General features: G+C 68.5%; 2 protein-coding genes. Both read right to left on the reverse strand.

Features of this window, described 5'->3' with window-relative positions; all coding sequences use genetic code 11:
- On the reverse strand, positions 1-989 hold a 989-nt coding region (locus tag ACFV1W_RS40535; protein ID WP_380422581.1), incomplete at its 3' end, for a hypothetical protein.
- 247 nt (positions 990-1,236) lie between these two features.
- The gene (locus tag ACFV1W_RS40540; RefSeq protein ID WP_380422583.1) at positions 1,237-1,446 is read right to left on the reverse strand and encodes a hypothetical protein; all 210 of its coding nucleotides are present in this window, start codon (positions 1,444-1,446) and stop codon (positions 1,237-1,239) included.
- Between the last annotated feature and the right edge of the window lie 375 nt (positions 1,447-1,821).

A 1,821-nucleotide genomic window follows, 5' to 3' on the forward strand; every position in this document is an offset into this window, starting at 1 on the left:
GCGGTGGCCGTACCGCTGGTGAAGGTGACCGACGCACCGGAGACCGGCACGCCGTTGCACAGCACCACAGCGGTCACGCTGGTCGGCTGGCCCACGACCGCCGGCCCGGCCGGCAGCAGCAGCACCTGGCAGGTCGACGGCGCAGTCACGGTGACCGTGATGGGGGCGGAGACGACGCCGGAGCACGCGCACGCGGTGCCGGTCGCGGTGACGGTCGCGGTCACGGTGGCGGGGCCTGCGGTGCTGAAGGTCAGCGATCCGGTGGCGATGCCAAGGGCGTTGGTGGTCGCGGTCGCGGTGGCCGCACCACTTGTGAAGGTGACCGACGCACCGGAGACCGGCACGCCGTTACACAGCACCACAGCGGTCACGCTGGTCGGCTGGCCCACCACCACCGGCCCGACCAGCGGCTGGATCACCACCGAGCAGCTGGACAGCTCAGGCACGGTGACCGTGATCGGCGCGAGCGTGCAGGCCGGACAGGTCCCAGCCGCCGGGGTGAAGCTCACGGTCACCACCTGGCCCGGCGTCAGCGCCACCCCCAGGTTGGTCGGCCCCACCACGCCGTTGGTCACGGTGGCGGTGACCGTGCCTCCGCCGGGCAGGGTGTACGTCAGCGTTCCGTTGAGGGAGGTGAGACCGGCACCGCAGGCGATGACGGTGCTGGCCGTGGTGATCCCGCCGACCGGGGTGGTCAGCGTTGTGGATATGGTTCCGACCGGTGCGGGCGTGACGGTCACGGTCCCGGTTTCCGCACCCGTGACGGTGCCGGTGCCACCGGTACCGCTGAAGTAGATCACGGACACGACCTGGGATCCGGACCCAACCGCCGTGAAGCTGACCGTCGCTGAACCGCCGAGGACGGCCACGGTCTGGGTGGCGCCGTCATACGTGATGACGGCGGAGGCGGTCCCCGCGGGAGCGCCGGTGATGGTGACGGTGAACGCGGTGCACGCTGGAACCGTCAGGGGGACGACGACTACTGCCATGGAACGACAACCCCTTCAAGGAGCTTCGGCGTGGGGCTGCCGCTCATGGCCGCGTCATATGGCGCAGCATCCGCCTGCCAGGGTGCCCATGTAGCGCGACAACGACCCGTCAAGCGATCGTTGTCTTAGCTCCCCAACAGAGGGATGGGCACCCCACATTCGGTATCGCCATTAGACCCACAGCCGTGCTCCCGGGCCCATACCTCTGTTCCAAAATCACTCATATGGCGGTATCCAATAGTTAAAATCAAACAACTTCTGTATTTGGGGACGCCATCAGTGCCGAGTTGCCAGGCGCAAGGTATGCCGGTGTCAGCGTTGGCCCCACGCCAACGGAGCCTTCCTCCAGCGACCAGGCGTCGGGGCCGCGCTCGATAGCCTCCGGCTCGGTGACGACCCGGGCGATGTAGTCGCGGTGCGGCAGGTGGCCGCCGCGCTCCTCCCGGACCTTCGGCACGATGCTCTTCCTCCGTCGTGGCGCGGGCTGGATTCGGCCTCACCAGTGGATCGCCGGGCGCGGCACCTGTGGCCGAGGGATCCGGTCGCGGCGCACCAGCAGCCGGGACCGCTGCTGTCCGTCTTTGTGGGATTTGCACGGCTTTCTTCCCGACCGCGCGACCGGTCTCTACCAGCCACGCCTTCATCGCCTCGGTCACCTCGTGGTGGTCAGCGACGCGCTGGGACCACTCCGACCCCCTCGCCGGCCTCAAACCGCTGCACGGGACGCGGGCGGCCTAAGTAGCTGTTGCTCAATCGAGCTTGGTGATCGTGAGTTCGAGCCTGCTGTCTCGGCCGGGTGAGCATCGAAGTGGAGCCTGCCGCACGGTTCGGG

This window comes from Kitasatospora sp. NPDC059648, assembly GCF_042734825.1.
Classification (GTDB): Bacteria; Actinomycetota; Actinomycetes; order Streptomycetales; family Streptomycetaceae; genus Kitasatospora.